Below are 7,451 nucleotides of genomic sequence, written 5' to 3'. Positions count from 1 at the left end.
GTGATGCTCACCGGTAACCTCCCGATGATCAGTCGGGGATCTTCTCCGCCTGAGCGGAGAAGATCAAGACATAAGGGCTGGTCTGAGGGCATCAGCCCGAGAGACTATTGATTCTCGATCAACAACGCTTCCAGCAGATCCAAATCGTGCAGCAGCTTTTGCAGCGTCTCATTGCTGATTTGGCGCGTGGCGCGCAGGTGATACAGTTCGGCACGCTCGGAGCGCAGCGCCGCCAGGCGGAACCGGCGTTCCAGGTTCTCCTCCTGCAGCGAGCTTTCCACATCGTTACGCCCATCGGCGCGGCGACGCAGGTTACCAATCACACGCGAACTGACTTCGGTCAGCAGCTGATTATCGATGTTCTCTTCTGCGTCTGCGGCAAGGCGCTCCTCCATTTTTTGGATAGCGACAATCGCCACTTCGGCGGTGGCCGCTCGCGCAATACGCTCTTCTTTATGCTGTTGGGTCGAATCCCCCGCATCAATATGCTGCAGCAAAATCGGCAGCATAATCACGCCCACAAACAGTGAGAACAGAATCACGCCCGCCGCCAGGAACACCAGCTCGTAACGCGCGGGGAAGACATCCCCCGTCGGCAGCAGCAGGGGGATAGAGAGCACCCCGGCAAGGGTGATCGCCCCGCGAACCCCGGCAAATGAGGCAATAAGCAGTTCGCGCGTGGTCCACGAGCCAAATTCCATGGGCTTTTTGGTCAGGAAGCGCACGCTGAACCTTTTCATGGTCCACAGCCAGCCGAAACGCACCAGCATCAGCGCCACGTAGATCAACACGATGTCGGTGAACAGCATCCAGGTTTCAACGTTCGGATCGGCTTCAGCCGCCACCAGAGAAGATTCGAGAATACCCGGCAGCTGCAGACCCAGCAGCAGGAAGACCATGCCGTTAAACACGAATTCGAGCATCGCCCAGGTACTGTTCGCACGCAGACGCATCGCCAGCGGTGCACGGCGCATCACGCCCGCGCGGGTGATGGTCATCCCGGCGGCGACCGCTGCCAAAATACCCGACACGCCGATGTGTTCGGCGATCAGGTAAGAGGCAAACGGCAGCAGGAACAGCAGGACAATCTGCGTCGCCGGTTCATCTCCGCCCCAGCGGCTCAAGAAACCGAGAGAACGGCCATACAGCCAGCTCACGACGAAGCCTGCCAGGATACCGCCAATCGCCACCTTGAAGAACTCCAGGGTCGCGCCACCGACGGTAAAGACCATCGTTCCCATCGCAACCGCGACGGCAAACTTCAGGGCAACCAGGCCAGAGGCGTCATTCATTAGCGCCTCACCCTGCAAGATCCCCATGATTTTTTTCGGAATTCGGCCTTCACCCACAATACCGGAAAGCGCCACGGCATCGGTTGGCGACAGCACCGCGGCCAGCGCAAAGGCAGGTATCAGCGGAATACCCGGTACCGCCCAGTAGATCAGGAAGCCAATCCCGACCACCGTCACGACCACTAGCGCCAGCGCCAGGCCGAAGATCTCTCGCCCGTGCTCCAGAAATTCACGCGTGGGCGTTTTCCAGCCATCGGCAAACAGCAGCGGCGGAATAAACAGCACGAGGAACAGTTCGGGGTCGAACTCAACGTGCAGGCCAAACGTCGGCCACGCGAGAAGCGCGCCGATGGCGATTTGCATTAATGGAAGGGGTAATTGAAAGGGCAGTACGCGCGTGACTACCCCGGATAGCGAGACCACAAGGGTCATGATGAGTATTGTGAAGAAGATTTCCATGCGTTCCCTGTTTGCTGTGTTGCTTATGTACTACGGTACTACGGAAGGCGTCGTGCCTTTTATTCTATCTTCTCCAGAGTAACGCAAAAGGCAAGGGGATGAGTCCTGAAAATAAAAACGGGCGGCCTGAGCCACCCGTTTTCGCATCAATGGATAATTTAAATCGCCCAGCCGCCAGCGTAGAACGCCACCAGCGCAACGGCGATAACAACGGTACCGATGTTCAGCTTGCGCCACTCCCCGGAAACCAGGCGGCCAATCACCAGCGACGCGAAGCCGATCATGATGCCGGTCACGATGTTACAGGTCAGCACGATAAATACCGCCGTGATGAGGCCAGACATCGCATCCACAAAGTCAGCAAAGTCGATTTTTGCTACGTTGCTCAGCATGAGCAGGCCGACGTACATCAGCGCAGGCGCGGTTGCGTATGCAGGCACCAGATAGGAAAGCGGAGAGAGGAACAGGATCAGCAGGAACAACACGCCAACGGTGATCGCCGTCAGGCCGGTTTTGCCGCCTGCCGCCGTGCCCGCTGCGGACTCGATATATACCGCTGCAGGTGCCGCGCCCACCAGGCCAGAGAAGACGCTGCTCAGGGAGTCGGTGGTCAGGGCTTTGCCGCCATCGATAATCTGGCCGTCTTTATCCAGCAGGTTTGCCTGACCCGCCACCGCACGAATGGTGCCGGTCGCATCAAACACGGCGGTCATCACCAGCGCCAAAACGCTTGGCAGGATCACCGGATTCAGCGCGCCGACGATATCCAGGCTGCCAATCAGGGAGTTACCTTTATCATCGCTCAGCGACGGCATCGCGAAGATACCGGAGAAGTGGACGGTGGGATCGAAAATCAGGCCGACAATGGAAACGCCGATAATGGTCAGCAGAATACCGCCAGGGACTTTCAGCTTTTCCAGACCGATAATCACTGCCAGACCAATCAGGGACATGATCACCGGGAAGCTGGCAAAGTGACCCAGCGCCACCGGCAGCCCGTCCAGCGGGTTCTTGATCACCAGACCCACGCCGTTCGCCGCAATCAATAGCAGGAACAGACCGATACCAATGCCGGTACCGTGCGCCACGCCCTGCGGCAGGTTGCGCAAAATCCAGCTACGGATGCCGGTCGCGGAAATGATGGTAAACAGCACGCCCATCAGGAACACGGCGCCGAGGGCAACCGGTACGCTGATGTGCTGACCCAGCACGAGGCTGAACGCGGTAAAAGCCGTCAGAGAGATAGCACAACCGATGGCCAGCGGCAGGTTCGCCCACAGGCCCATCACGATTGACCCCACACCCGCCACGAGGCAGGTGGCAACAAAGACGGCAGCCGGCGGGAAGCCCGCTTTCCCCAGCATACCCGGTACAACGATGACCGAATAAACCATAGCCAGAAACGTTGTCAGACCGGCAACGACTTCCTGACGCACGGTGCTGCCGCGAGCAGAAATTTTAAACATGGCGTCAAGTGAACCGCCAGTACGCGCAGATGGCGTAGACATAGAAAACATCCCCTGAGAGTTTTTATAGAAAGTCCGTAAGCGTGGTGGAGACTCCACTGCCAGCAAAACGTCAAATCCCTGTGCTGCGTTTGTAACGAATAGGGGCGTCACAAAAAAAAGCAAACGTTTAGCTCCGCGCTTACAAAACGGGTTACGAAATGTAGGCAAACGATTATCTAGCCTAATACCCGCCCTTTTCAACTGAACTTTCTCGTTTTTCGCTAAAATTCCCTTATGACGCTGAAGAAATAAGCAGAGGATGCGCAAACGTTATCGTCTGTGCGCAATTTAGTAACAATTCACCCTTCGCCAGGAATACTTAAGGGGCCACCTTGCTCAAGAGTTCTCTGCCAACCTGGTCGTTTTTCCACTTTCGTCTTCCATGCCTCGGTATGCGGCAGATTGTCGATACCTCCACGTGCCAGCAGCGCAAAGATCGGAAAGCTCATCTGGATATCCGCCATGCTGAGCGTCTCACCGGCAAACCAGCTGTTTTGTGCAAGATGTGATTCGATAAAACGCGCGTGGGTTTCCAGCTGGCGGTTGATATACGCTTTTTGCACCCCTTGACCGAGGGCTTTACCCAGCGTTCTCATGCCGAAGGGTACGGGAGGCTTGCCCAGGCTGTTAAACACCAGCTTCATGAGCAGCAGCGGCATAAGCGAACCTTCTGCATAGTGCAGCCAGAAGCGATACTGCACTTTATGAGCAGAATCCAGTGGCTTAAGCGCAGATTCAGGATCGTAAGTTTCTTGCAGGTATTCCAGAATGGCCCCCGACTCGGCCAGGATCAGCCCGTTATCTTCAACCACCGGAGATTTCCCCAGAGGGTGGACTCTTTTGAGGGACTCCGGCGCGAGCATGTTTTTTTCTCGCTGATAGCGAACGATCTCATAGGGCAGAGAAAGTTCTTCCAGCGCCCAGATCACACGGTGCGATCGGGACTGGTTAAGGTGGTGGACCGTTAGCATGGTTTTCTCCTGTGATTCATACTTATTAACTATAGAAAATTGAACAACACCACGAAAAAAATTTGCTGAAATAGCGGCCTCTTTGACTGGCGAAATACGCGGCTCTGCATACAATTAAAGTGTCAGCACAAACCGGAACCTCATCCACTAGCTCGACACGAGGGATGCTGATGTCGGGGGAAACCCTCCCGTGAGACAGCGGGATAGAGAGAAAGACAAAGACCGGGAATAAACTAAAGCGCCCTCTTGTGGCGCTTTAGTTTTTTAATCCTCTTCCAGCAAACGCGCGCCTGTCCCCTGCTCGCCCAGCTTGTCACCCGGGTTACGCAACGGGCAATCGCTGCGTGATAAACAGCCGCAGCCGATACACCCGTCCAGCTCATCACGTAGCGCAACAAGGGTATGAATGCGCCGGTCGAGTTCTTCTCGCCACTGTGACGAAAGTTCCTTCCACTCTTTCGGGCTGAGCGTATGCCCTTCCGGCAGAACGCCGAACGCATCGCCGATGGTGGCCAGGGGAATGCCGATTCGTTGCGCAATTTTGATAATCGCCACGTAGCGCAGGACATCGCGCGTGTAGCGCCGCTGGTTTCCGCCGTTACGAATACTCTTAATTAGCCCTTTGCTTTCATAGAAGTGGAGCGCGGATACCGCCACGCCGCTTCGCTTTGCCACTTCGCCAGGGGTTAACAACGCTTTTATTCGCGGCAATCTCTTTTCCATAAAACCTCTTTACCTCAAGTTAACTTGAGGAATTATACTCCCCCGCAGAGAAAACGACGAATCAACCGAGACAGTTGTAACCACAGAGGGGTAACCTTATGTCACATCAGCAGATTATTCAGACACTTATTGAATGGATTGATGAACATATCGACCAACCGTTAAATATTGATGTGGTCGCTAAAAAGTCGGGATATTCGAAATGGTATTTACAGAGAATGTTCCGCACCGTCATGCACCAGACGCTGGGTGAGTATATCCGCCAGCGCAGACTTCTGCTGGCGGCACAGGCGTTACGATCGACGCAGCGGCCTATTTTTGATATTGCGATGGATCTGGGGTATGTGTCGCAACAAACCTTTTCCCGCGTGTTTCGCCGCGAGTTTGACCGTACGCCCAGCGATTACCGCCATCAGCTGAACTAACGTGAATCAGTGCAAAGGTTGCTGCTGCCAGGTCATAAATTCCTGCGGCGGCATCGCTTTCGCGAAATGCCATCCCTGACAGTATTGTACCCCACGCTTCAGCAACCAGCTGACCTGCTCTGCCGTTTCTACCCCTTCCGCAATGGTTTTGAGCCGCAGGCTCTGCGCCATCTCAATGATATGCTCGGCGATCAGATGGCTGGTACTGTTGGTCGTCAGCGTATCGATGAAGGATTTATCGATTTTCAGAATATCGACGTTCAGCGAGTAGAGGTTGTGCAGGTTAGAGTACCCTGTTCCAAAATCGTCGATAGCCACCTCATAGCCTGCCTGGCGGAACGCCTGAATAACGGGTGTCGTTTTCGGCACATCAATAAATCCACGTTCCGTTACTTCGATTTTAATCTGCTGCGCGCGAACAGAATAATAGCGGGCCTTGTCGGATATCATGGCGATCAGGCGCGAAGAGTGGAAATCCGATGCCGACAGGTTAATAGAGATATAGAGATGCGGATGGGTCGCCAGGAAATGGCCCAGATCGCTGAACACTTCCTCGACCACATAATCCGTAATGCGCTCAATCATGCCCTCTTTTTCCGCCAGCGGGATAAAATCTGCCGGGCTCATCACCTGTCCGTTGAAGCCAGGCCAGCGCAGCAAGGCTTCAGCCCCCACGCACTGGTTATTCTTGATATCGATAATAGGCTGATAATGGACGCGCAGCTGACGCTTGTTCAGCGCCCGATGCAGCATGCGGCCGGGAGAGTTGAGTTCACGGTGCGTGCGCGACCAGACCAGCAAAATAATGATGCTACAAATCATCCCCAGTGGGAGCGTCAGAGTGGCCTGATGATAGAGCATTTCATAAAATCGTTTATTCGACGTCGAGACAATAGCGGCAATAGGACGCTTATCCGATTTAAGGATCGTGTAGAAACGGTCATCCTGTTGAAATGTCGATTCCTTATGTCGAATCATCGCATTTAATAACGAAACGTTAGCCTTCGCACTGGCGGAAAAAAAAGCGTTAGTGACGGTGTCATACACTCCCCATGAAAGAGAATGATCCGCCGACATCACTTCGCTGTACGAAAGTGGATTGACGACCGCTACATAATTCCCGCGTTGCATATATGTCATTTTATAACCGGTAAAAAATGGCGTATCACGGTAATAATAGATTGCGATGTCAGGTTTACGTGTGTAATTTGGGATAGGGATTAGGTAAGGCTGGTCAGGTGTAAAAACAGTCGAGCAGAGAAAATTCTGACCTTCTGCGTAAATTAAATCGGCGACGAAAAGGCGACCACGAACAACGTTCAACATATATTGACGATGCTCAGGCGTACAGCGTTGGCCTTGATATTTTCTGGCATCGTCCCGAGCGAGATCAACCTGTTGAATAACCAGTTCAGTTTTGTCTAACGCCAGTTCAGCAAAAGTACTTAACTGGGCGCTTGTTTCCGTCACGGCTCTTAGCTGGGCAAACCATAGCGCAAGCATCACCGGCAGTGAAACTACCATGATGACCCCTACCACTCTGAGCATGTTGCGCCGCGCGCTACGATTCATTTCCCGCCCTATATCCCTGCATTTTATACGCCTGTAGTAATGAAGGCCGGATGCTTTGATAAACAGGTGATTACGTTGCATGAATCATGCGAAGTTAGCAACTGACTTTTAGTATTAAAAATCTTAAATTTGGTTATGACGATAATATTTTTCCGTAAGCCAAACTAAAAGTATCCGTTCCATTTCAATTAAGGAAAATAATTATCCAGCATGGACAGGTGCTTTTAAGATAACACCATAGAGGATGATTGATTACGTCATACTTCTGACAGCATGAAAAAAGTACAACATGAACATGAATTTTGCGGCTATTTACTCGCGGCTATTTTCAGCGCTGATTTATTAATAATCAGAAGCCACGACTGTTTTCCCCCTCACCACTCGACCGACATCTTATAATGCTTTATCGATGTGCAGTTGAGTTACCGGCCAGGCGCGCGAGTGTTGCGACAGCCTGACGTTGGCAAGAAAATCTGCCCCGCCAAACAAAATGACGGATGA

General features: G+C 53.2%; 6 protein-coding genes. 1 reads left to right on the top strand and 5 read right to left on the bottom strand.

The window, feature by feature from the left end:
* Positions 1-104: 104 nt before the first annotated feature.
* From V5P19_RS20530 to soxR, 4 genes are all read right to left on the bottom strand, one after another.
* A complete protein-coding gene (locus V5P19_RS20530; protein ID WP_334406976.1) occupies positions 105-1,751 on the bottom strand; it encodes a Na+/H+ antiporter in 1,647 nt (548 codons plus the stop codon).
* Positions 1,752-1,909: 158 nt separating this feature from the next.
* A complete protein-coding gene (ghxP, locus tag V5P19_RS20525) occupies positions 1,910-3,259 on the bottom strand; it encodes a guanine/hypoxanthine transporter GhxP (RefSeq protein WP_334406974.1) in 1,350 nt (449 codons plus the stop codon).
* Positions 3,260-3,558: 299 nt separating this feature from the next.
* Complete coding sequence (locus V5P19_RS20520) at positions 3,559-4,230, bottom strand: glutathione S-transferase (RefSeq protein WP_334406972.1); 672 nt, start codon at positions 4,228-4,230, stop codon at positions 3,559-3,561.
* 264 nt (positions 4,231-4,494) lie between these two features.
* A complete protein-coding gene (soxR, locus tag V5P19_RS20515) occupies positions 4,495-4,953 on the bottom strand; it encodes a redox-sensitive transcriptional activator SoxR (RefSeq protein ID WP_334406970.1) in 459 nt (152 codons plus the stop codon).
* Positions 4,954-5,051: 98 nt separating this feature from the next.
* On the opposite strand from soxR, the gene soxS reads away from it, so the two are divergent.
* Positions 5,052-5,378, top strand: a complete 327-nt coding sequence (gene soxS, locus V5P19_RS20510) for a superoxide response transcriptional regulator SoxS (protein ID WP_013095071.1) — start codon at positions 5,052-5,054, stop codon at positions 5,376-5,378.
* 6 nt (positions 5,379-5,384) lie between these two features.
* Here soxS and V5P19_RS20505 read toward each other — a convergent pair whose 3' ends face one another.
* The gene (locus tag V5P19_RS20505) at positions 5,385-6,950 is read right to left on the bottom strand and encodes an EAL domain-containing protein (protein WP_334406967.1); all 1,566 of its coding nucleotides are present in this window, start codon (positions 6,948-6,950) and stop codon (positions 5,385-5,387) included.
* Between the last annotated feature and the right edge of the window lie 501 nt (positions 6,951-7,451).

This window comes from Enterobacter sp. UNJFSC 003 (assembly GCF_036903355.1).
Lineage (GTDB): Bacteria > Pseudomonadota > Gammaproteobacteria > Enterobacterales > Enterobacteriaceae > Enterobacter.
The sequence above is the reverse complement of the archived record's forward strand: the minus strand, read 5'-3'. Positions and strand labels throughout refer to the sequence as shown.